This window comes from Rhizobium sp. LC145 (genome assembly GCF_001005825.1).
In the GTDB taxonomy this organism is placed as follows: domain Bacteria; phylum Pseudomonadota; class Alphaproteobacteria; order Rhizobiales; family Rhizobiaceae; genus Neorhizobium.
Genome location: NZ_LBHV01000001.1, coordinates 94,288 through 113,826, shown reverse-complemented (window position 1 = coordinate 113,826; position 19,539 = coordinate 94,288). Strand labels below are relative to the sequence as shown.

The following is a 19,539-nucleotide window of genomic DNA, read 5'->3' as shown; positions in this document are numbered from 1 at the left end:
GTCAGGTGCCGACGCCGATCTCGGCGAGCCGCGTCAGGCAGGCTTCCTCGACATGGTCGAGTTCGGCAAGGGTATCCTCGATATCCTTGCGCTTCTGGCGAAGTTCGTCGCGCTTCTCGTCGACGCGCTTCATCAGGAGCTTGAGTTGGCCCATTTCGCCCGGCGGCTCCTTGTAGACCTGGATGATCTCGCGGATCTCGGCGATCGTGAAGCCGATACGGCGGCCACGCAGGATCTCCTGGATCAACCGGCGATCAGCGGCACGGAAAAGACGCGTCCGGCCGCGGCGCTCCGGATGGATCAGCCCTTCGTCCTCGTAGAAGCGCAGCGTGCGGGTCGATACCCCAAATTCCCGCGTCAGTTCCGTAATGCTGTAATATTTGTCCACGATCGTTCCCTGCTTAAACCGCCAAATTAATTGACTTTTACGTAACAGTCAATTTGCGGCTTACCGACCGCTCTAAGTCGAAAGGAACCACCAGGTCGCCAGCCCGAGGAACGAGAAGAAACCCGTCGTATCGGTGATCGCCGTCACGAAGACCGCCGATGAGACGGCGGGGTCGGCACCGGCGCGGTCGAGAAGCAGCGGGATCATTATCCCGGCCATGGCGGCGGCGAACATGTTGATGAGCATCGCCGTCGCGATCAGCCCGCCGATATGCACATCCTGGAACCAGAACCCGGCCACCAGGCCGACCAGGCAGCCGATCACCACCCCGTTGATCAGCCCCACGCCCGCCTCGCGGCGGGCCACGCGCCAGGCGTTGTGGATGTCGAGATTGCGGGTCGCAAGCGCCCGCACCGTCACTGTCATCGTCTGCGAGCCGGCATTGCCGCCCATGCCGGCGACGATCGGCATCAGGATAGCAAGCGCCACCACCTCTTCGATCGTCGCTTCGAAAAGCGAGATGACCGAGGCGGAGATGAAGGCTGTCACCAGATTGATGAGCAGCCACGGCACGCGCGAGCGCGAGATTTCGGTGACCGTGTCGGAAAGCTCCTCGTCGCCTACGCCGCCGAGGCGCATGATGTCCTCTTCGGCCTCCTCCTGGATCACGTCCACCACGTCGTCGATGGTGAGCACGCCGACCAGGCGGCCGTTGTCGTCCACCACCGCCGCGGAGAGAAGGTCGTATTGCTCGAAGAGTTGCGCTGCCTCTTCTTGGTCCATTTCGGCCGGGATCGGATGGTTCGTCTCGCGCATGATGCTTTCGATGCGCACCTGCCGCTTGGTACGGAGAATCCGGTCGAGATCGACCACTCCGAGCAGCTTGAAGGTCGGATCGATCACGAAGATTTCCGTGAAGCTTTCCGGCAGGTCCGCGTCCTCGCGCGTGTAGTCGATCGTCTGGCCGACAGTCCAGAACGGCGGCACGGCGACGAATTCCGAGCGCATGCGCCGGCCGGCGGATTGCTCAGGATAATCGAGCGCCCGGCGCAACCGCACCCGTTCGGTGAAGGGCAGTTGCGCTAGGATCTCCTCCCGGTCCTCGTGATCGAGGTCTTCCAGAATATAGACGGCGTCGTCCGAATCGAGATCGCCGATCGCGGCCGCGATCTGCGCGTTCGGCATCTGCTCGACGATTTCGAGGCGGATCGCCTCGTCCACCTCGGTGAGCGCGGTAAGGTCGAAGTCGTCTCCGAGCAGTCTGACGAGTGCGAGGCGCTGATCCGGCTGGATCGCCTCCAGCAGATCGCCGAGCTCCGATTCATGCAGTCGGGCCACGTGCTGGCGCAGAAAAAGAACGTCGCGATCGGCGATCGCCGCGCCGACCATGGCGAGGAAATCGCTGCGGATCGAGCCGTCCTCGGCATAGATGTCCTCGCCGGCCTCCCCGGCATGGACGCGGACGCGGTCGTCTTCGCCGATATTGCTCATCTGCCGCCCTCGCCTGCTTTGCCCGACGCCAGGAGGATGGCGGCGGAAAGCTCATTGTCAACAACCGGATAGCGCTTTGCCGGGGAACTCTGCCCGTCCCGAGCACTTCCCCTGCTAGACCAATTGCTTCCGCCGGTCCACCCCCGCCTCCCGGAGAAGGTTGAGCAATGGAAATTTCGGCCTTATCTGAGTGCACGACATCCTTCCACGGAAGCTTTCATGGCCCTTTTGACCATCCTCAGATATCCCGATCCCGGCCTCTCTGTCCGCTGTGAACCGGTGCGGAGCTTCGACGAGCGGCTGCGCACGCTCGCCTTCGATCTTTTGGAGACCATGCGGGCAGCTCCCGGCGTCGGCATCACCGCCGCCCATGTCGGCGAACATGTCCGGCTCGTGGTCCTCGAACTCTCGCGCGAACAAGGCCCGCTCTTCTACGTCAACCCGGAAATCCTCGCCGTCTCGAGCGAAACCATGCGGCATGTCGAAGGCAGCGTCTCCATGCCCGGAGCGACCGACGAGATCGAGCGCCCGCGAAAAGTCCGCCTCCGCTATCAGGATATGGATGGAGTACGGCATGAGGAAGAGCTTGAAGGCTTTCACGCCATCTGCATGCAGCACGAGATCGATCAGCTCGACGGGATATTCTGGCTGAAGCGGCTTTCCAGGCTCAAGCGCGACCGGCTCGTCCGCAAATGGGAAAAGAGCCGGTAGAACCAAACGCGCCGTCGCTCGTTCTCCTGTCTCGACCAGGAGGAGCTACGATCATGACTGCGACCACAGACAAGACCGAGGCCCAGCTCGAGGACGACGTCGCCGCGCGGCTGGCGAGCCTGCCCGACGTCGACGCCTCCGAAATCCGCCCGCGTGCCGAGGGAACCAAGGTCATACTCGAAGGTTCTGTTGATACCGTGTTTTCAGCCCGCAAGGCGGTGTTGTGCGCGGAAGCCGTGGATGGAGTGCATGACGTCGAAAGCCATCTGAAATTGACAGGCAGGAAGGATGGCGATCCATCCGCGACAAGCCATTGATCTCGATGAAAGCCGGCGCGCGAGCGAGTGCGCCGGCCCCGGGTTCGGTCCGAGTTCGACGCTTGCGTCTGACCCAGGATTGGAAATGACAGGAGGCAGTTATGCCGGCCAAGAAAAACGCTGACGATATCTCCCGCGAAGAGGATTTTCGCGATTACGACGACCGGAACATCGACGAGGGATGGCCCTATGACGATGCCGCCGGCGCCGGCAAGCGCCCGGTCGACAATGCTCCTTACGGCCAGCCTTCCGCCAATTTCGACAGGGAGCGCAACCGCGGCTATCGCGTGGACGAGGCCGATTTCGATGGGCTGGAGGAACGTCAGGCCGATAGTATTTTTCCCGGCACCGAAGGCCTCGAAGAGTCCGACGACCTCGAGGAGCGTGTCAGTGATGCGATCGACAATCTCGGCGTGATCGACATGGCCTCCATCGACGTGCATGTGGAAAAGGGCGTCGTAACCCTCGAAGGCGTGGTGGACGAGGCCGAGACCTCCCGCAGGATCGGCCGGCACATCCAGGGCATCGCCGGTGTCCGCCGCGTCGTCAACAATCTGCGGCTTGCCGGCATCGACAGCCATATTCCAGATGAGGACTGACCTCGCTCGTCAGCCCACCTGCAGCGTGATCTCAGGCGATCCGCGCAGCGTATTGCTGACGGTGCAGATATCCTCCGCCATGTGGGCGATCTCCTGCTTTTCCAATTCGGTGAAATCGCCCTTGATCTCCATATGAGCGGCGAAGCGCGCTACGCGCGAGGGCTCCTCGCCCGCCTTTTCTCCCGTCACATGCGCCCGCGCCTCGTCGAAGCGGTTGAGGATGCCGAGCCGGCTCGCCGCGATCCGGGCGCTCAGCACCAGGCATCCCGCAAGCGAGGAATAGAGAAGGTCGAGCGGGTTGAAACCCGGATCACTCGCGCCGGTGACGATTTCCAGCGAACCGCCGGTCTCCGTCGTCACCTGCGGGCGGCCCGTGCGCCCCAGCGTCGCCGTGGCTCCGACCGGTCGCGTCTTGATCTTGATCTCGCTCATTTCTTCCTCATGATCCGCATAAAGCGGGGCTCGGCCGCGACATAATCCAATAAAAAGCGGCACCTTCTTATCATAAGCTTGCCGGAACTTGACCGGATTTGAATTTTCGCGGATGGAGAGGCACCCGAAATTCAATAAGCATTCCGATCAAGGTCTGCGCTTCAGGGAGGTACATATATTATGAATTCGCTCTTCGGTCGCCTGGCTATCGCAGGTGTCGTCGCCGCAACCGCCTGGACGGGCGGCGCATTCGCCCAATCCACCGAGGTCAAGATCGCCTACGCTCTTGCCCGCGATTCCCACTATGGCGCGGCCGCCGATGCCTGGGACAAATATGTGACGGAAACCAGCGGTGGCCGGTTCAAGTTCACCCATTTCCCCTCCTCCGCCCAAGGCGGCGAGCGTGAAGTCATCGAAGGCCTGCAGCTCGGAACCGGCGTGCAGGCGGTCGTTGTCTCCTCCGGCGCGCTTTCGAACTTCGTTCCGGAAATCGGCGTCACCGACATCCCCTTCCTGTTCCGCGATCTCACCCATGCCCGCACAGTGCTCGACGGCCCGGTCGGCCAGGAAATCCTGGCGAAGTTCCAGGATCGGCAGTTGATCGCGCTTGCCTGGGGCGAGCAGGGCTTCCGCCACATCACCAACAATCGCCAGCCGATCGAAAAGCCGGAAGACCTCGCGGGCCTCAAGATCCGGACCATGGAAAACCCGGTTCATATCGCCGCCTTCGAGACGGCGGGCGCCGCACCCACGCCCATGTCCTGGCCGGAAGTCATCCCCGCCCTGCAGCAGGGCGCCATCGACGGCCAGGAAAACCCGCTTTCGGTCATCGTTTCGGCGAAGCTCTGGGAAGTCCAGAAGTACCTCACGGTTTCCGGTCACGTCTATTCGCCGGCCATGCTGATCGTTTCCCCGACCTTCTGGGATAGCCTTTCGGACGAGGACAAGAAGCTCTTCACCGATGGCGCCACCAAGGGCAAGGAAGCCATGCGCGCCTTCGTGGACCAGTCGGAGAAGAACGGCATCGCGACCGCGAAGCAGAACGGCATGCAGGTGAACGAGCTCAGCGACGCTCAGAAGGCCGAGTTCCAGAAGGCCATCCAGGCCGCCTATGACGGCTATTACGAAACCTACGGCAAGGACCTGGTCGACTCGATCGTCGCGACCAAGTAATCCGATTTAGAGCGGTTCAGGCACCCCGCAGCGTTGCGGGGTGCTTTCCGTTTTCGGCGCTGCCGCGCTCGGGGGAATTTGACATGCAGAAGATCGAACGCATTTTCGTCGAGGCAAATCGATGGGCGCTCATCGCCATCCTGAGCGCGATGGCGATCCTCGTCTTCCTCAACGTCATCCTGCGTTATCTCACCAACCACTCCATCACCTGGTCGGATGAGGTCTCGCGCCATCTCATGATCTGGCTCACCTTCATCGGCGCCGGCATCACGCTGAGGCATGGCGGGCTCGTCGCCATCGACAATCTGCAGGCGGCCCTCGGCGACAGGAAGGCCCGGCTGCTCCGCCTCGTCGTGGCCGCCATCATGCTCGCCTTCTTCGTGATGATGATCTGGGTCGGCAAGACCTATGTGGAGCGCACCATGTTCCAGACGACGCCCTCCACGCGCATTCCCTTCGGCTACATCTATCTCGCCATGCCGATCGGGTTCGGGCTGCTGATCGTCCATTTCCTCTTCGTGCTCAGAACCTATCTGGCAGGCGGCATGAGCGGCTTGCAGGGCGACAGCGACACTCCGCCGGTCGCCGCATAGGCTTCACGGCAAATTGCAGCGCGGCGCCGGTCGCCGCCTTTCGAAGTTTTCGTCCATGATCATCATTCTCTTCGTCTCCTTCTTCATTCTCTTGGCGCTCGGCGTTCCGGTCGCCTTCACGCTGGCGATCTCCACCTGGCTTGCCGTCATCCTCGGCAGCAATTATCCGCAGATCGTCGTGATCAAGGAGATGTTCACCGGCGTCGACAGCTTTCCGCTGCTCGCCGTGCCCTTCTTCATCCTCGCCGCCGAGCTGATGACCGGCGGCGCGCTGACGCATCACCTGCTGCGGCTTGCCGCGCAGTTCGTCGGCCGCGCCCGCGGCGGCCTCGGCTATGCCAGCATCATCTCGACCACGCTCTTTGCCGGCATTTCCGGCTCGGCGCTCGCCGCAGCCGCGGGCCCCGGCGCCATGACCATCCGCATGATGGAGAAGAGCGGCTACGAGAAGCGCTATGCCTCGGCGCTCGCTGCCGCCGTCGCGGTGGTGGACCCGATCATCCCGCCCTCCATCACCATGATCATCTACGCCCTGCAGGACAGCCGCGTATCGGTCGGCTCGCTCTTCATCGCCGGCGTCGTGCCGGGCCTCCTCATCTCGCTCGCCATGTGCGCGGTGAATTTCTACATCTCCCGCAAGCGCGACTACCGCTCCATGGATATCCGCCCGACGGCGCGGGAAATGGTCTTGAACACGCTCTACGCCGTCCCCGCCATGGCGCTCATCGTCATCGTCGTCGGCGGCATCCGCATGGGCTGGTTCACGCCCACGGAAGCCTCGGTCATCGCAGTTTTCTACGCGCTCTTCTGCGGCATGTTCATCTATCGCTCGCTGAAGGTGAAGGACCTGCCGGAGATCATCTTCCGCTCGGCCATGGTCACCGTCGGCATCCTGCTGATCCTCGCATCCGCGCGCGCCTTCGCCTGGGTGCTCATCATCGAGGGCGTGCCGCAATTCCTGGCGGATGTCATCATCGGCTGGAATTTGAGCCCGATCGCCTTCCTGCTGGCGGTCAACCTGCTGCTGTTGATCTTCGGCATGTTCATGGACCCGCTGCCGGGCGTGATGATTCTCGTGCCAATCCTGGCCCCGATCTCCTTCCAGCTCGGAATCGATCCGATCCAGTTCGCGATGATCGTCATCCTCAACCTGACGGTCGGGCTCATCACCCCGCCGGTCGGCGCGCTCCTCTTCGTGGTATCATCCGTGGTGAAGATCAGGGTCAGCGAGATCACGCGGGAGATGACGCCGTTCCTGCTGGCCTATCTGGTCATCCTGCTGGCGATAACCTTCATCCCGGCACTCTCCACCTGGCTGCCGCACGCGACCGGCTTCTGAAACGACGTGAAAATCAGCAACCCTCGAGGCGATCGATACGGGCACGTATCGGTCGCCTTTTCGTTTTCCCGAAAGGTCTTGAAAAGCGGGCAACAAAAAACCCGCCGAAGCGGGTTCTTGTTTTTGGTGCGGTCGAGAAGACTCGAACTTCCACGGGTTGCCCCACAGCGACCTCAACGCTGCGCGTCTACCAATTCCGCCACGACCGCATCGTGGTAGGTGCCGATTTGCGTCGGCGAGCGAGCATGTAGCAAAAGGATTCCGGGTGCACAAGTGCGCCATGACACATTTTTGAAGGATAAAAATCGGACTGTGGAATACCTATATGGAACAGGGCTTTCACCGCGCCTCTTGCCGCCATCCTTCGTTTTTGCCAGAAGAAATCCCATGCTGACGCGCACCGATCTTCAGATTTCCATGCACCCCGCCCCCGGTTCTCCGCCGGTGCGCTGGCGCATTTCCGAAGGACTCGTTCCTTATGAGCAGGCGGTCGCCGAAATGGAGCGGGAAGTGGCCGCCATCGCCGACGGCAAGGCGGACGAACTCGTCTGGCTTCTCGAGCACCCGCCGCTCTATACCGCCGGCACCAGCGCCGACGCCACCGACCTCATAGAGCCCGACCGATTCCCGGTCTTTGCCACCGGGCGCGGCGGCGAATACACCTATCACGGCCCCGGCCAGCGGGTCGCCTATGTGATGCTGGACCTGAAACGCCGCCGCCAGGATGTCCGCGCCTATGTGGCTGCGCTGGAAGAGCTCGTGATTCGCACCCTCGACATGATGAATGTCCGCGGCGAGCGCCGCGAGGACCGCGTCGGCGTCTGGGTGCGACGGCCGGAGAAGCCCCTTCTACCCGATGGTTCCATGGCGGAGGACAAGATCGCGGCGCTCGGCATCCGGCTTCGCCGCTGGGTGAGCTTCCACGGCCTCTCCCTCAATGTGGACCCGGATCTTTCGCATTTCTCCGGCATCGTGCCCTGCGGCATCAGTGCCTATGGTGTGACGAGCCTGGTCGATCTCGGCCTGCCGGTGATGATGGCGGATGTCGACATGCGGCTGCGCGAGGCATTCGAGGAAGTTTTCGGCGAGAGCGTCATCGAGAATGCTTCCGCTTGAAGATGGCCGGCGGCTGTGATTTGAAAGGCGCGTTCCCGGAAAGCGCGCCATATGCAACCCGCCCCTACCCTTGAAAATCCCCTGAAGGGCATGGCCATCATGGCCACCTGCATGGCCGTCCTGCCGCTCATGGATGCCATCGCCAAGTACATGGCGACCTTCGAGGGCATGTCGCCGGGCCAGGTCACCTTCTACCGCTTCTTCTTCCAGCTCGTCTGCATGCTGCCGCTGATGTTCTTCGTCGGCGCATCGATCTTCCGCGCCCGGCGTCCCTGGATGAACCTGCTGCGCGGCGCGCTTCACGCATCCGCGAGCCTGATGTTCTTCGCGGCGGTCAAATACATGCCGCTTGCGGATGTCTTCGCGATCTATTTCGTCGAGCCCTTCATGCTCACCATGATGTCGGCGCTCTTCCTCGGCGACAAGGTGGGCTGGCGCCGCTGGCTCGCCATCATAGTCGGCTTCGGCGGAGCGATGATCGTCATCCAGCCGAGCTATGCGATCTTCGGCTGGACGGCGCTGCTGCCGGTCGCCTGCGCCTTCCTCTATACGCTCTATCTCTTCCTCAACCGCGCCATCGGCGAGGCCGATTCGCCGCTCACCATGCAGATCATGGCCGGCATCGGCGGAACGCTGTTCATGGCGGCAGGCCTTGGATTGGGCCACAGCCTCGGCGGCGCGGAATTCGAGCCGTCCCTCCCCGCCTCCGCGCTCGGTCTCTTCCTGCTGGTCCTGCTCGGCTCGATATCCGGCTACATGCATCTGCTGGTCGTGCGCGCCTTTCGCCTGGCGCCCCTCTCGCTGCTGGCGCCCTTCCAGTATTTCGAGATCATCTCCGCCACCGTGCTCGGCTACGCGTTGTTCGGCGATTTCCCGACCCTGTCGAAATGGATCGGCATCGCCATCATCGTCGCCTCCGGCCTCTTCATCATCTGGCGAGAGCGTCTGAAAACAAAAGAGCCGGCAATCGCCTGATGCGGACCGTAGTCCCGCTTTAATCGCGCTCGTTTCCACGGTCCAACTTGCCGATTTCACCGCAGCGCCTGTCGTTTTGCGACACCTGATCGTCGGTTCCGGCTTGAGGCGCGCCGCCTCCCCATGTCAAAGTCCGCCCCGGATTCGAAAGATGAGGTAGATAGACCATGGATGTCCGCGCCGCCGTCGCCGTTCAGGCAGGAAAACCGCTCGAAGTCATGACCGTCAAGCTCGAAGGCCCGAAGGCCGGCGAGGTGCTGATCGAGGTGAAGGCGACCGGCCTCTGCCATACGGATGATTTCACGCTTTCGGGCGCCGATCCGGAAGGCCTCTTTCCCGCGATCCTCGGCCATGAGGGCGCCGGCATCGTCGTCGATGTCGGTCCGGGCGTCACCTCGGTGAAGAAGGGCGATCATGTCATTCCACTCTATACGCCGGAATGCCGGGAATGCCCCTCCTGTCTGTCGCGCAAGACCAATCTGTGCACCGCCATCCGCTCCACCCAGGGCCAGGGCCTGATGCCGGACGGCACCTCGCGCTTCTCGATCGGCAAGGACAAGATCCACCATTACATGGGCTGTTCGACCTTCGCCAACTACACGGTTCTGCCGGAGATCGCGGTTGCCAAGATCAACCCGGACGCACCCTTCGACAAGGTCTGCTATATCGGCTGCGGCGTCACCACCGGCATCGGTGCGGTCATCAACACCGCCAAGGTAGAAATCGGCGCGACGGCCATCGTCTTCGGACTGGGCGGCATCGGTTTGAACGTCATCCAGGGCCTTCGCCTTGCCGGCGCCGACATGATCATCGGCGTCGATCTGAACAACGACAAGAAGGCCTGGGGCGAGCGCTTCGGCATGACGCACTTCGTCAACCCGAAGGAAGTCGGCGACGACATCGTGCCCTATCTCGTCAACATGACGAAGCGCGGCGCGGACCAGATCGGCGGCGCCGACTACACGTTCGACTGCACCGGAAACACCAAGGTCATGCGCCAGGCGCTTGAAAGCTCGCATCGCGGCTGGGGCAAGTCGGTCGTCATCGGCGTTGCCGGCGCCGGCCAGGAAATCTCCACGCGTCCTTTCCAGCTCGTCACCGGACGTACCTGGATGGGTACGGCCTTCGGCGGCGCGCGCGGCCGCACCGACGTGCCGAAGATCGTCGACTGGTACATGGAGGGCAAGATCGAGATCGATCCGATGATCACCCACACCATGCCGCTCGAGGACATCAACAAGGGCTTCGAGCTGATGCATTCTGGCGAAAGCATCCGAAGCGTCGTGGTTTACTGAGGTTCTTGTGATTCGCCGTCCGGAGTGGTCCACCGACGCTCCGGATCGCGCGAAAACCCGCTCTCTGGCGGGGTTTTGCGCGGTGCTTGCAATTCCGGCGAGCGCATCTATCATCCCATTGTTCCAACAAACGGGGGCATCCCAGATGTACAAGTTCGAAATCTACAAGGATAAGGCCGGCGAGTTCCGTTTCCGCTTTAAGGCTCCGAACGGCCAGATCATGTTCTCGTCCGAGGGCTATTCGGCCAAGTCTTCCGCCGTCTCCGCCATCGAATCCATCAAAGCCAACGCTCCCGGCGCGACGACCGACGACCAGACGGTGGCCCTCGCCTGAGTGATTTCCCCTCCCTTCATGCTTGCGACATAATCTCTAGAGCCGCGATCGCCTTGAACATGCCTGGCATGTGTCATACGCGGCATTGAAGTGATGCGCGCCTGAAGGATAGTGGAATGATCTATGTCGATGCCGATGCCTGCCCGGTCAAGCCGGAAATCCTGAAAGTGGCCGAACGTCATGGTCTTGAAGTGACGTTCGTCGCCAATTCCGGCCTGCGACCCTCCCGCGATCCGATGGTACACAATGTCATCGTTTCCGCCGGCTTCGACGCCGCCGATGACTGGATTGCCGAGCGTGCGGACACAGGCGATGTCGTCGTCACGGCGGATGTGCCTCTGGCGGTCCGCTGCGTCGCCAAGGGCGCGCTCGTCACGGGTCCCAGCGGCCGTGTTTTTGACGACACGAATATCGGGATGGCCTCCGCCATGCGGGATCTCGGCGCGCATCTGCGCGAGACCGGCGAGAGCAAGGGCTACAATGCCGCCTTCACCGCCCGCGACCGGTCCAAATTTCTCGAAACCCTGGACAGGCTTTGCCGTCGCGCCAAATCGGGCGCCTGAGGAGTCTCGACGATGACCTCGCTGTGGCAAAGATTGAGGCATCAGCGGCACGGCCCTTTCTATGCCGGCACCGTCGTTGCGCTCGTCTGCCTGCCCTTTCTGCTTTTCTACGCGCCGAGGCTCGCTCCCGGCGTGACGGTGGTCGTCTTCTTCCTGATCTATCTCGGGCTGATGGCGGAGCGCATTCCCCGGCTCACGCCGGCACTCCTCAGGCGGCGCGCCGAGCGTGATGACGAGCCCGCCCCCGTCATCCTCGCCGTCACCCTTCTGGCGGTCGTCGCTGCCATCATTTCCCTTTTCAGCGTCCTCAATCGCCAACTCCCCGCCGGCCCTGTCGAGATCGTGATCGCCTTCGTTTCGGTGGCGCTCGGCTGGCTCACCATCCACATCATGTTCGCGATGCACTACGCCCATCTCTATTGGCGCCCGGAACCGGCCGTCGAGGCTGAGCGCGGGGGTAAGGGCAAGCGCGGCGGCCTGACCTTTCCCAGAACAGCCGATCCCAGCGGCTGGGAATTCCTCTATTTCGCCTTCGTCATCGGAATGACCGCCCAGACTTCCGATGTCGTGATCACGACCACCGCCATGCGCCGTATCAACCTGGTGCATGCGGTCGTATCCTTCTTCTTCAACACCGTGCTCGTCGCCGCCTCGGTCAACGCCGTCGTCGCGCTGGCGGGCTGATATGCAAGGGAACTTCCGATGAAGATAATTTCGCAAACCACCGCCTTCGGCGGAATGCAGGGCGTGTTCGCGCATGATTCCGAAGCCTGCAATTGCGAGATGACCTTTGCCGTCTTCGTGCCGCCCAAGGCAATCAACGAGCCCTGCCCGGTTCTGTGGTATCTCTCGGGCCTCACCTGCACCCATGCCAATGTCATGGAAAAAGGCGAGTATCGCCGGCTAGCGGCCGAACTCGGCCTCATCATCGTCTGCCCGGATACCAGCCCGCGCGGCAACGACGTGCCCGACGAACTCACCAATTGGCAGATGGGCAAGGGCGCCGGATTCTATCTCGACGCCACGGAAAAGCCCTGGGCGGAAAACTACCGGATGTACGCTTACGTCGCGGAAGAGCTACCGGCGCTCGTCAGTCAGCATTTCCGCATCGACATGGAGCGACAAGGCATCTTCGGCCACTCCATGGGCGGTCATGGCGCCATGACCGTCGCGCTGAAAAATCCCGAGCGCTTCAAGAGCTGCTCCGCCTTCGCGCCGATCGTTCAGCCCTCCACCGCCGACTGGTCGGCGCCCGCCTTCGAAAAATATCTGGGGCCGGATAAGGCCACATGGCGGCAATACGATGCTTGCGCGCTCGTCGAGGACGGCGCCCGCTTCCCGGAATTCCTGATCGATCAGGGCAAGGCCGACGGATTTCTCGAAACCGGCCTGCGTCCCTGGCTGTTCGAAGACGCGGTCAAGGGAACGGATATCCGCCTGACGCTCAGAATGCACGAGCGCTACGACCACTCCTACTATTTCATCTCGACTTTCATGGACGACCATCTCCGCTGGCACGCGGAGCGATTGGGATAGTCCTCACGGAAACAGAGCCGTCGCGAGCGTCGTTCGTCCCTGCTCCCTCAGCCGGAATTCCGCCGCGATGCGCCGCGCAATCCTTTCCGCCAGAATCTCGTCGCCATTCGCCCGGTCGAGCGCGAAGGCGGATACCTTGAAACCGCCGTCGGCAATCGGTTCTCCATTGCCGACCGCGATCGCCTCCACCCTCACCCTCGCCTCGTGCCGGCCTCCGATGACGAGCGGCACATAGGCGGTTCGGTCGATCCGGACGGCCAGGATGGCGCGCGGCAGCGAAACCTGCCTCACGGTCGCGTGGATCGCCTGGTCCACCAGCCGGTCGGTTTCCGCCACCAGTTGGCGGGAGACATCCGCCTGCGCCGTCACGATCGCGCTGCGCACGTCATAGAGCAGGTTTTCCGGCGGCATGCCCGCCTGTTCCATCCGGAACGACATCAGCGGCAGAACGCAGGACAGGACGAGAAAATGACGAAATAGACGACGGTACATCGGAAATCCGCAGAAACGGCTTTTCCGAATGTTCCCAGATCGGGGTTAGAGAAGAATTAAGCGGCAGCTTTCAGCGCGGCGAACACCTTCACCGCCGCCTGCATCTCCTCGTGCCGCTTGGCGCGGCGATGCTCGGCTTCCGCATCGATGCCCCAGTGCTCGTTGGTCCAGTCCTCGTCGAGATGCGCGAGGGTCCAGGCCTCTTCGGCCGTGATGCGGCCCTCGGCAAAGGCAAGCGCAAGCAGAGCGGACCCCGTGAGCGTCGTCACCGTGTGCAGGCTGGCAAGTTCGATCGGCGTATCGTATTTCCCGAGCGTCACCGCCAGGGCAGCGATCGCCTCTTTCGGCTGCTCCTGCGGCATGATGCCCTCGATCAGGATGAAGCGCGCGCCGCGCTCGTTCGCCGCCCAGTCGATGATCGGGTCCCATTGCTCGCTCTGCCGGGCGACGAGGTTCTCCGGCCCTTCGGCCCGGTAGCAGAGCATATCGCTTGCGGAGAAGCGCAGAATGTCCTCGAAAACGGCTTGGGGGTCGGCCGCCACGCCATCGATCGCCGTATTGACGAGCCGCGTCACCGGCATGGTGGCGGGGTCGATCACGTCGGCTTGAGCCGCCCACTCTTCGCGCAGCAGTTCGCCGAGCGCCGCGGTCGGCACCGCAAGCGGCTTCTTTGCCGGGGTCTTGACGGCGCGTCCGTCGAGATGGACCGCATGGCCCTCCTCGCCTTCCACCACCGTCACGTCCTTGTAGAAGCGTTTCGGCAACGGCTTCTGCATCTGGATCTGCGCCCGCCGCGTCGGGTCGGCATGGCTCAGCACCTCGGAAGGATCGGGAAAGATGTCACGCATGAGAATATTCCAGGCCGATATGGCTCAGCAGCTCGCTCGGATGATGGACGATCGCGTCGGCGCCGGCCTGCCTCAATTCCTCGACCGAGGCATAGCCCCAGGCCACGCCGATCGCGGTCGCGCCCGCAGCCTTCGCCATCTGCATATCGTAGATCGCGTCGCCGATGACAAGAGTATCGGCCGGCTTCATGCCGGTCTCGTCGCAGCATTCCGTCACCATTGCGGGGTGCGGCTTGGAGGGGCAGTCGTCCGCCGTCCGGCCCACCACGAAATATTTGTCGAAGCCGTGGGTCTCCATGATGAGATTCAGCCCGCGCCGCGATTTGCCGGTAACCGCGCCGATCAGCAGGTCCTCGCGCGGGCCGATCGCATCGATGACCTCGCGGATGCCGGGAAACAAGGGCTCGCGAAAATCGAGGTCCTGCCGCACGACGGAGAACAGCGATTTGTAATAGGCCGTCATCTCGACCGCTTCGTCGTCGACATGCTCCTTGCCCTGCATACGGGCGATCGCAATGTCGAGGGTGAGCCCGATGATCGCCTTCGTGGTTTCAACCTTCGGCTCGGGTTTGCCGAACTGCGCAAAGGTGCGGCGCATGGTTTCATGGATCAGCCCGGCGCTGTCGACCAGCGTGCCGTCGCAATCGAAAAGCACCAATTTCATCGGTCGTCGTCTCTCAAACCGTTTTCCATGTCGAACCCCAAAAGGTTCCAGCTCTGAACCATATGCGGCGGCAGCGGCGCCGTGACCCTCAGCCGCCCGCCATTCGGATGCGGAATGTCGATGTGGCGGGCATGAAGGTGCAGCCGCTTCTGGATGCCCCCCGGGAAGGGCCAGTTGTGGTCGTCGTCGAAATATTTCGGATCGCCGATGATCGGATGACCGATATGCAGCGCATGGACGCGAAGCTGGTGGGTACGCCCTGTATAGGGTTCCATTTCCAGCCAGGCGAGCGTCTGCGCCGCCGTCTCCAGTACGCGATAGTAGGACACCGCGTGATCGGCGCCGTCTTCGCCATGCTTGGCGATGCGCATGCGGTCGCCGTCCGGCGTCTGTTCCTTCACCAACCAGGTGGAAATCTTGTCCTCGTGCTTGCGCGGCACGCCCTTCACCAGCGACCAATAGGTCTTCTTGGTGTCGCGCTCGCGGAAGGCGGCCGTCAGCTTCTGCGCCGCGCCGCGCGTGCGGGCGATCACCAGCACGCCGGATGTATCGCGGTCGAGCCGGTGGACGAGGCGCGGCTTCTCGCCCTTCGGGCTTATCCAGGCGTCGAGCATCTGGTCGATATGACGCGTCACGCCCGAGCCGCCCTGAACGGCAAGCCCGGCCGGCTTGTTGAGAACGATCACCTTGTCGTCCTCGTGCAGCACCATGCGCTGCAACAGCTCATAGTCGCCGGCGTGCTTCAGGTCCTTGCCTGCGATCGGTCCGGCCTTCTTGGCATCCACGTCCATCGGCGGAATGCGTACCATCTGTCCGGGCTGCACGCGGGCATCGCTCTTCACGCGGCCGCCGTCGACACGCACCTGGCCGGACCGCAGCAATTTCTGCAATGCGCCGAAGCCGAGGCCGGGATAATGCACCTTGAACCAGCGGTCCAGGCGCATGCCTCCCTCGTCCGCCCCGACGCGGATATGCTCGATGCCTGACATCAAAGCTCTTTCGTTATTTAAAAGGTTCGTGGGTCCTTAGAACATTACCCGCCCGAGCGCCAGTCCGGCGAAGACGGCGCCCAGCGAAACGACGATGCTCGCGCCGATATAGGCCGCACCGACCAGCATCGCGCCCCGCTCGAAGAGCGCCACAATGTCCAGCGAGAAGGCCGAAAACGTCGTGAACCCGCCGAGGAAACCGGTGATCAGCAGAAGCCGCATTTCCGGCGAGGCACTGAACCTGCGCACGATGATTTCCGCCAGGAGGCCGATCATGAAGGAGCCGATCACATTGACGGCGAGCGTCCCCCACGGAAATGCCGCTCCCAGGTGCCGGAGCGTCCAGAGGCCGACGAGATAGCGGCAGACGGAACCGATGGCCCCGCCGAGGGCAACGAGCAGAATGTGGTTCATGGAACCCATGTAAGCCAAAAAGAAAAAAGGTGAAATCGGTAAAATGCCGGCTTTTCGGTTAAGCGGTGAACAAACCGCGGCGGCTTACCTTCTCCCGAATGGAGAGAGGGTTACTATGACGCTGGTGGTGAGTGTTTCGGCCAATACGGCTGCCTATGCGGCGGAAACGCTGCGGCATGCCCGGCGCGTGTCGGTGAAGGATCAGGTTGCCGACACCAAGGCCGATGCCGATCGCAACATACGCCGGGCCGAAAACGTCAGCGACCCCGCAGCCCCCGGCCTCGTTCCTCCGGCCGCTGTCTCCATCGACGTCCTGAGTTCCGGCCGCCAGCCGCAGCAGCAGACGACATTGCGCCAGGCCGAAGCCGCCTATCGCGAGCTGGATTTCTGAACCCCGCTATCGCTCGCCGGCGAAACGAAGCGGCAGCCCGTCGAACCGCTTGATCTCCTTGAGAACGAAGGTCGTCTGCATTTCCTTGATGCGCGGAAGCCGACGCAGCGTCGACATCGCGAAATCCGCATAGTGGTCGAGGTCGGGCGCCACTACCTGCAGCAGGAAATCCGCGTCCCCCGCGATACTGTAGCAGGCCACCACCTCTTCCAGACCGATGACCTCCGCCGCGAAGGATTCTGCCTCCTCGGCGCTGTGGCTGTCGATCTTCACGCGGATGAAGGCCAGCACGCCGAGCCCTACCGCGCGCCGGTCGAGCACGGCGCGATAGCCCTGTATCACGCCGTTTTCCTCAAGCTGGCGCACCCGTCTCCAGCTCGGCGAGGTCGAAAGGCCGACCCTTTCCGAAAGCGCCTGGTTGGTCAGGCGGCCGTCCTCCTGCAGGGCTTCGAGGATTCGCAGGTCTACCGGCTCAAGCTCATTTTCCACAATTCTTCACCTCAAGTGCCGTGATTTTCGGTAGAAGCTACCAAAATTGAGGCAAAGGGAAAATCAAAAGGCAGGATCGCCCCGGAGATCGGCTGTAATTTCGCGGTCCAACCCTCACGGAAGATATCCAGATTGCCATGAACGACGACATCCGCCTCGCGATTATCGTGAACCCTGCCCTTTCCCTCGGCTTCCTCGCAAACACGGTCGGCGCCGTCTCCATCGGCCTCGGGGCGAAGCTGCCGCTTCTCGCCGCCCGGCAGCTGGCGGATCGCGATGGCCGCGCCATCGATATCAGCTCGAACCGCCCCGTTCCCATCCTCCAGGCCGATACGGATACGATCCGCTCGATCATGCTGAAGGCGATCGACCACGCCGAGCGGCAATCGGTGGTCGCCTTTCCGGCTTTCGCCCGTTCGCTTCACGACTATAGGGAATACGAGGCCGCGTTCCCGGATCGCGACCTGACGCAGGAAACCATAGACGGCCTCGGCATCGCCGGTCCGGCGAAATGGGTGAAGTCGCTGACCGGCAGCCTCAAGCTGTTGCGTTAAACAACACGCTCTTGGGCTGAATATGAAAAGGGCCGCGATCGAGCGGCCCTGTTCCGATCAGTTATGCTGGTGCCCGCCGGGTCCGGCCGCTTCCACCGGCAACACGAGGTCGACGCTGCCGGCCTTTTCGAATGTCAGCGTCACCGGCACGCTCGCGCCCTGCTTGAACGGCTCCTTCACCTTCATGAACATCAAGTGCAGGCCGCCAGGGGTGAGCTCCACCGTCTTGCCGGCCGGAACGGGAATGCCCGTTTCCAGCTTGCGCATCTTCATCACCTGCCCCTGCATTTCCATCTCGTGCAGCTCGACGGCGCCAGCGATGGAAGAGGATGCGGAGACCAGCACGTCATCCTCGCCTCCGTTGTTCTTCACGGTGAAATAGCCGCCGCCGACCGGCTGGCCGGGCAGCATCGCCTTGGTGAAGGCGCCCGTCACTTCGAGGTTTCCGATTTTCACCGCCTCCCCATGAGCCGGGGGAGCCGCGGCGTGATCTCCGTGGCCGGCATGTTCGCCGTGCCCCTCTTCCGCCTTTGCCGCGACTTCGATCACCGGCGCCGGGCTTTTCAGCGAATGCGGATTGATCCCTGCTGCGGCAACCTCATCCCATGCGACCCGGCCATCCGTTCCGCAGAGCTGAACCGTCGGGAAGGCAAGCGCGGTGCCGACCGCAACGCCCGAGATTTTGCCGCGAACGACGAAGGTATCGTAGTAGGCATCCGGCAGGTCGCCGTTCTTCCAGCGGATTTCCACCGGACCGGACGTCACCTTGTCACCATGGTCGTCATAGGCCTTCGCGTAGTCGCCGGAGATGATCTCCAGTTCCCAGCCGGGCTTCGGCTGCGGCTTGGCGAGAACGAAACCTTCCGGCAGCTTGATCTGCACCTCGGTCGTCGCCTTGCCGTCGCAGCCGTGCGGCACCTGCAGCGCCGCTACGACATAGCTTTCCTCGGTCGCGGATGACTGGGTGAAGGTTGCGTGCGCCTGAGCCTCGGCAATGCCGGCGGCGGCGAAAATGCCCGTCAGGGCGATCATGTTGATGGTCTTCATCGGATGTCCTTTTCCGGCAATGGCGCATCTCGGCCATCGATCCGGGAATGATTTGATGCATTCGGGTAAAAGCGATCAGGCTGCCGGCGGTGGCGCGCGGGATTTCGGCCGCAGCAGCGGCCTTCGCCCAAGGACCTGCGCCTCGCCCGTCAGCGGGCTGAAAAGGAACGCCTGGCTCCTCGTAAGCCAGGCTTCGTCGCTCGGCTGCGGCAAGATGATCGAGCCGGTGAGCAGGCAGACCTCGCAGACAGGCCTTGCCGCCGGAAGCTTGTCGTGGCCGCCTTCGGTGCAGATTTCCGCGAAAGTGCCGTCCGGCAGCCGATCGGCCTCGTCAAAGGAAGCAAGCGGCGCGGCGGCGATGACCGGCTGATGGGCAAATCCGAGCGACAGCAGCACCGCTGCGCAGAGGATGCGCAAAAGCTTCGCCGCTGTCTTCATTCCACCCGTCATGCCCTCACCTGTTTGACCATGCTCCGATATCGCAGTTCCGGGGCAAGAGCAAAAGATGAATTGTCGCGTCCTCTCTTCCCATGCATTGAAGTGACGCGACGAAAATCTTGCTGACAGCGACATTTGGCTCTTGCCAAGCGGATACCCTCGCCGATAATGACGGCCAGCCCGCTGGGAGAAGCCGCTTCGATGCGGTGCCGAAGGAGCAACCGCCCCGGAAACTCTCAGGCAAAAGGACCAGCAGGCAACCGACAGGACTCTGGAGAGAAGCCTCCGCAAGGAAGGCTCGCCGAAGGGATAACAATCTCAGGCGAAAAGGACAGAGGGGGCTCGAAACCG

Annotated in this window: 26 protein-coding genes, 1 tRNA gene and 1 riboswitch; of the genes, 15 read left to right on the top strand and 12 right to left on the bottom strand. The window is 62.6% G+C overall.

Annotated elements, in window-relative coordinates; all coding sequences use genetic code 11:
* Position 1 precedes the first annotated feature (1 nt).
* A complete protein-coding gene (locus tag YH62_RS00605) occupies positions 2–388 on the bottom strand; it encodes a MerR family DNA-binding transcriptional regulator (RefSeq protein ID WP_046792227.1) in 387 nt (128 codons plus the stop codon).
* Between the two features lie 72 nt (positions 389–460).
* Positions 461–1,879, bottom strand: coding sequence for a magnesium transporter (gene mgtE, locus YH62_RS00600; protein ID WP_046792226.1), 1,419 nt, complete (start codon positions 1,877–1,879; stop codon positions 461–463).
* Between the two features lie 219 nt (positions 1,880–2,098).
* On the opposite strand from mgtE, the gene YH62_RS00595 reads away from it, so the two are divergent.
* The 3 genes from YH62_RS00595 to YH62_RS00585 all read left to right on the top strand — a co-directional run bounded on the left by YH62_RS00595 (position 2,099) and on the right by YH62_RS00585 (position 3,506).
* Positions 2,099–2,590, top strand: coding sequence for a peptide deformylase (locus YH62_RS00595; protein WP_046792225.1), 492 nt, complete (start codon positions 2,099–2,101; stop codon positions 2,588–2,590).
* 53 nt (positions 2,591–2,643) lie between these two features.
* Complete coding sequence (locus YH62_RS00590) at positions 2,644–2,907, top strand: BON domain-containing protein (protein WP_052760311.1); 264 nt, start codon at positions 2,644–2,646, stop codon at positions 2,905–2,907.
* 101 nt (positions 2,908–3,008) lie between these two features.
* The gene (locus YH62_RS00585) at positions 3,009–3,506 is read left to right on the top strand and encodes a BON domain-containing protein (RefSeq protein ID WP_046792224.1); all 498 of its coding nucleotides are present in this window, start codon (positions 3,009–3,011) and stop codon (positions 3,504–3,506) included.
* A 9-nt stretch (positions 3,507–3,515) separates the two neighbouring features.
* On the opposite strand, the gene YH62_RS00580 is transcribed toward YH62_RS00585, so the two are convergent.
* The gene (locus YH62_RS00580; RefSeq protein WP_046792962.1) at positions 3,516–3,938 is read right to left on the bottom strand and encodes an OsmC family protein; all 423 of its coding nucleotides are present in this window, start codon (positions 3,936–3,938) and stop codon (positions 3,516–3,518) included.
* A gap of 180 nt (positions 3,939–4,118) precedes the next feature.
* Between YH62_RS00580 and YH62_RS00575 the strand changes: the two genes are divergently transcribed.
* The 3 genes from YH62_RS00575 (at position 4,119) to YH62_RS00565 (ending at position 7,043) form a co-directional block, all read left to right on the top strand.
* Entirely contained in the window at positions 4,119–5,111 is a 993-nt protein-coding gene (locus YH62_RS00575) for a TRAP transporter substrate-binding protein (protein ID WP_052760310.1), read from the top strand.
* Positions 5,112–5,194: 83 nt separating this feature from the next.
* The gene (locus YH62_RS00570; RefSeq protein ID WP_046792223.1) at positions 5,195–5,704 is read left to right on the top strand and encodes a TRAP transporter small permease; all 510 of its coding nucleotides are present in this window, start codon (positions 5,195–5,197) and stop codon (positions 5,702–5,704) included.
* Positions 5,705–5,759: 55 nt separating this feature from the next.
* Positions 5,760–7,043, top strand: a complete 1,284-nt coding sequence (locus YH62_RS00565) for a TRAP transporter large permease (RefSeq protein WP_046792960.1) — start codon at positions 5,760–5,762, stop codon at positions 7,041–7,043.
* 124 nt (positions 7,044–7,167) lie between these two features.
* On the opposite strand, the gene YH62_RS00560 is transcribed toward YH62_RS00565, so the two are convergent.
* Positions 7,168–7,252: transfer RNA gene (locus YH62_RS00560), tRNA-Leu, on the bottom strand.
* A 178-nt stretch (positions 7,253–7,430) separates the two neighbouring features.
* Between YH62_RS00560 and lipB the strand changes: the two genes are divergently transcribed.
* The 7 genes from lipB (at position 7,431) to fghA (ending at position 12,862) form a co-directional block, all read left to right on the top strand.
* Positions 7,431–8,159 carry a lipoyl(octanoyl) transferase LipB gene (lipB, locus tag YH62_RS00555; protein ID WP_046792222.1) on the top strand — a complete coding sequence of 243 codons (729 nt, stop codon included), beginning with the start codon at positions 7,431–7,433 and terminating at the stop codon, positions 8,157–8,159.
* 51 nt (positions 8,160–8,210) lie between these two features.
* Positions 8,211–9,134, top strand: coding sequence for a DMT family transporter (locus tag YH62_RS00550; RefSeq protein WP_046792221.1), 924 nt, complete (start codon positions 8,211–8,213; stop codon positions 9,132–9,134).
* 167 nt (positions 9,135–9,301) lie between these two features.
* Positions 9,302–10,429 carry an S-(hydroxymethyl)glutathione dehydrogenase/class III alcohol dehydrogenase gene (locus YH62_RS00545; protein ID WP_046792220.1) on the top strand — a complete coding sequence of 376 codons (1,128 nt, stop codon included), beginning with the start codon at positions 9,302–9,304 and terminating at the stop codon, positions 10,427–10,429.
* 145 nt (positions 10,430–10,574) lie between these two features.
* Positions 10,575–10,763, top strand: coding sequence for a YegP family protein (locus tag YH62_RS00540; RefSeq protein WP_046792219.1), 189 nt, complete (start codon positions 10,575–10,577; stop codon positions 10,761–10,763).
* A gap of 116 nt (positions 10,764–10,879) precedes the next feature.
* Complete coding sequence (locus YH62_RS00535; RefSeq protein ID WP_046792218.1) at positions 10,880–11,326, top strand: YaiI/YqxD family protein; 447 nt, start codon at positions 10,880–10,882, stop codon at positions 11,324–11,326.
* 12 nt (positions 11,327–11,338) lie between these two features.
* A complete protein-coding gene (locus YH62_RS00530) occupies positions 11,339–12,010 on the top strand; it encodes a DUF1345 domain-containing protein (protein WP_046792217.1) in 672 nt (223 codons plus the stop codon).
* Positions 12,011–12,028: 18 nt separating this feature from the next.
* Positions 12,029–12,862, top strand: a complete 834-nt coding sequence (fghA, locus tag YH62_RS00525; RefSeq protein ID WP_046792216.1) for an S-formylglutathione hydrolase — start codon at positions 12,029–12,031, stop codon at positions 12,860–12,862.
* A gap of 3 nt (positions 12,863–12,865) precedes the next feature.
* Here fghA and YH62_RS00520 read toward each other — a convergent pair whose 3' ends face one another.
* From YH62_RS00520 to crcB, 5 genes are read right to left on the bottom strand one after another with little or no spacing between them, the layout of a single operon-like run.
* Entirely contained in the window at positions 12,866–13,354 is a 489-nt protein-coding gene (locus tag YH62_RS00520) for a hypothetical protein (RefSeq protein WP_046792215.1), read from the bottom strand.
* Between the two features lie 56 nt (positions 13,355–13,410).
* Positions 13,411–14,202 (bottom strand): ATP12 family chaperone protein, encoded by a 792-nt coding sequence (locus YH62_RS00515; protein WP_046792214.1) that lies wholly within the window; start codon positions 14,200–14,202, stop codon positions 13,411–13,413.
* The gene (locus YH62_RS00510) at positions 14,195–14,866 is read right to left on the bottom strand and encodes an HAD family hydrolase (protein ID WP_046792213.1); all 672 of its coding nucleotides are present in this window, start codon (positions 14,864–14,866) and stop codon (positions 14,195–14,197) included. Before YH62_RS00510 ends, YH62_RS00515 begins: the two co-directional genes overlap by 8 nt.
* A complete protein-coding gene (locus YH62_RS00505) occupies positions 14,863–15,855 on the bottom strand; it encodes an RluA family pseudouridine synthase (RefSeq protein WP_046792212.1) in 993 nt (330 codons plus the stop codon). The genes YH62_RS00510 and YH62_RS00505 overlap by 4 nt, the downstream gene beginning before the upstream one ends.
* A gap of 36 nt (positions 15,856–15,891) precedes the next feature.
* A complete protein-coding gene (crcB, locus tag YH62_RS00500) occupies positions 15,892–16,269 on the bottom strand; it encodes a fluoride efflux transporter CrcB (RefSeq protein ID WP_046792959.1) in 378 nt (125 codons plus the stop codon).
* Positions 16,270–16,384: 115 nt separating this feature from the next.
* Here crcB and YH62_RS00495 point away from each other — a divergent pair, with 115 nt between their 5' ends.
* Positions 16,385–16,660, top strand: coding sequence for a hypothetical protein (locus YH62_RS00495; protein ID WP_046792211.1), 276 nt, complete (start codon positions 16,385–16,387; stop codon positions 16,658–16,660).
* Positions 16,661–16,666: 6 nt separating this feature from the next.
* On the opposite strand, the gene YH62_RS00490 is transcribed toward YH62_RS00495, so the two are convergent.
* Positions 16,667–17,149 carry an Lrp/AsnC family transcriptional regulator gene (locus YH62_RS00490; RefSeq protein ID WP_137326758.1) on the bottom strand — a complete coding sequence of 161 codons (483 nt, stop codon included), beginning with the start codon at positions 17,147–17,149 and terminating at the stop codon, positions 16,667–16,669.
* Between the two features lie 137 nt (positions 17,150–17,286).
* Here YH62_RS00490 and YH62_RS00485 point away from each other — a divergent pair, with 137 nt between their 5' ends.
* Positions 17,287–17,703, top strand: a complete 417-nt coding sequence (locus tag YH62_RS00485) for a DUF2000 domain-containing protein (protein WP_046792209.1) — start codon at positions 17,287–17,289, stop codon at positions 17,701–17,703.
* A gap of 57 nt (positions 17,704–17,760) precedes the next feature.
* Here YH62_RS00485 and YH62_RS00480 read toward each other — a convergent pair whose 3' ends face one another.
* Positions 17,761–18,750, bottom strand: a complete 990-nt coding sequence (locus YH62_RS00480; RefSeq protein WP_046792208.1) for a copper chaperone PCu(A)C — start codon at positions 18,748–18,750, stop codon at positions 17,761–17,763.
* 75 nt (positions 18,751–18,825) lie between these two features.
* Positions 18,826–19,200: a hypothetical protein gene (locus YH62_RS00475; RefSeq protein ID WP_137326759.1), complete on the bottom strand. Its 375-nt coding sequence runs from the start codon at positions 19,198–19,200 to the stop codon at positions 18,826–18,828.
* 162 nt (positions 19,201–19,362) lie between these two features.
* Positions 19,363–19,450, top strand: a riboswitch (glycine riboswitch).
* Positions 19,451–19,539 lie beyond the last annotated feature (89 nt).

Bases quoted from the DNA above. Each gene is read 5' to 3' on its own strand.
- YH62_RS00495 (WP_046792211.1), top strand. From the start codon at position 16,385: ATGACGCTGGTGGTGAGTGTTTCGGCCAATACGGCTGCCTATGCGGCG.
- YH62_RS00510 (WP_046792213.1), bottom strand. From the start codon at position 14,866: ATGAAATTGGTGCTTTTCGATTGCGACGGCACGCTGGTCGACAGCGCC.
- YH62_RS00530 (WP_046792217.1), top strand. From the start codon at position 11,339: ATGACCTCGCTGTGGCAAAGATTGAGGCATCAGCGGCACGGCCCTTTC.
- YH62_RS00535 (WP_046792218.1), top strand. From the start codon at position 10,880: ATGATCTATGTCGATGCCGATGCCTGCCCGGTCAAGCCGGAAATCCTG.
- YH62_RS00515 (WP_046792214.1), bottom strand. From the start codon at position 14,202: ATGCGTGACATCTTTCCCGATCCTTCCGAGGTGCTGAGCCATGCCGAC.
- fghA (WP_046792216.1), top strand. From the start codon at position 12,029: ATGAAGATAATTTCGCAAACCACCGCCTTCGGCGGAATGCAGGGCGTG.
- YH62_RS00485 (WP_046792209.1), top strand. From the start codon at position 17,287: ATGAACGACGACATCCGCCTCGCGATTATCGTGAACCCTGCCCTTTCC.
- crcB (WP_046792959.1), bottom strand. From the start codon at position 16,269: ATGAACCACATTCTGCTCGTTGCCCTCGGCGGGGCCATCGGTTCCGTC.
- lipB (WP_046792222.1), top strand. From the start codon at position 7,431: ATGCTGACGCGCACCGATCTTCAGATTTCCATGCACCCCGCCCCCGGT.
- YH62_RS00520 (WP_046792215.1), bottom strand. From the start codon at position 13,354: ATGTACCGTCGTCTATTTCGTCATTTTCTCGTCCTGTCCTGCGTTCTG.
- YH62_RS00575 (WP_052760310.1), top strand. From the start codon at position 4,119: ATGAATTCGCTCTTCGGTCGCCTGGCTATCGCAGGTGTCGTCGCCGCA.
- YH62_RS00475 (WP_137326759.1), bottom strand. From the start codon at position 19,200: ATGACGGGTGGAATGAAGACAGCGGCGAAGCTTTTGCGCATCCTCTGC.
- YH62_RS00580 (WP_046792962.1), bottom strand. From the start codon at position 3,938: ATGAGCGAGATCAAGATCAAGACGCGACCGGTCGGAGCCACGGCGACG.
- YH62_RS00550 (WP_046792221.1), top strand. From the start codon at position 8,211: ATGCAACCCGCCCCTACCCTTGAAAATCCCCTGAAGGGCATGGCCATC.
- YH62_RS00590 (WP_052760311.1), top strand. From the start codon at position 2,644: ATGACTGCGACCACAGACAAGACCGAGGCCCAGCTCGAGGACGACGTC.
- YH62_RS00545 (WP_046792220.1), top strand. From the start codon at position 9,302: ATGGATGTCCGCGCCGCCGTCGCCGTTCAGGCAGGAAAACCGCTCGAA.
- YH62_RS00480 (WP_046792208.1), bottom strand. From the start codon at position 18,750: ATGAAGACCATCAACATGATCGCCCTGACGGGCATTTTCGCCGCCGCC.
- mgtE (WP_046792226.1), bottom strand. From the start codon at position 1,879: ATGAGCAATATCGGCGAAGACGACCGCGTCCGCGTCCATGCCGGGGAG.
- YH62_RS00585 (WP_046792224.1), top strand. From the start codon at position 3,009: ATGCCGGCCAAGAAAAACGCTGACGATATCTCCCGCGAAGAGGATTTT.
- YH62_RS00595 (WP_046792225.1), top strand. From the start codon at position 2,099: ATGGCCCTTTTGACCATCCTCAGATATCCCGATCCCGGCCTCTCTGTC.
- YH62_RS00570 (WP_046792223.1), top strand. From the start codon at position 5,195: ATGCAGAAGATCGAACGCATTTTCGTCGAGGCAAATCGATGGGCGCTC.
- YH62_RS00565 (WP_046792960.1), top strand. From the start codon at position 5,760: ATGATCATCATTCTCTTCGTCTCCTTCTTCATTCTCTTGGCGCTCGGC.
- YH62_RS00505 (WP_046792212.1), bottom strand. From the start codon at position 15,855: ATGTCAGGCATCGAGCATATCCGCGTCGGGGCGGACGAGGGAGGCATG.
- YH62_RS00540 (WP_046792219.1), top strand. From the start codon at position 10,575: ATGTACAAGTTCGAAATCTACAAGGATAAGGCCGGCGAGTTCCGTTTC.